This is a genomic window from Undibacterium sp. 5I2, assembly GCF_035019605.1.
In the GTDB taxonomy this organism is placed as follows: domain Bacteria; phylum Pseudomonadota; class Gammaproteobacteria; order Burkholderiales; family Burkholderiaceae_D; genus Undibacterium.
In genome coordinates, this window is record NZ_JASJVS010000222.1 from 1 (window position 1) to 201 (window position 201).

Here is a 201-nt window from a genome sequence, read left to right on the forward strand (position 1 = left end):
AACAGTCTGCGTAGCTGCACAATCAAGCAAGGCCGCCGGTGCCGGATTGGCTGGCGTTTGCTTGCGGCAGTTACTCAAGCTCGCAGGCGTGGTACCCGCCAACGCACTGACAAAGCTGGTGTAGCTGGGCGTGCTGTCGGCGATACTCAAGCTCTTGATCGGCGAACTGCCCTGATTCGTGTAACTGATGCGGTATTCGAG

Annotated in this window: 1 protein-coding gene; it reads right to left on the reverse strand. The window is 58.2% G+C overall.

Annotated features, from left to right (window positions below):
- Nucleotides 1-201, reverse strand: a 201-nt coding sequence (locus QN359_RS20035; protein WP_323493542.1) for a hypothetical protein, incomplete at both ends; no start/stop codon positions are given.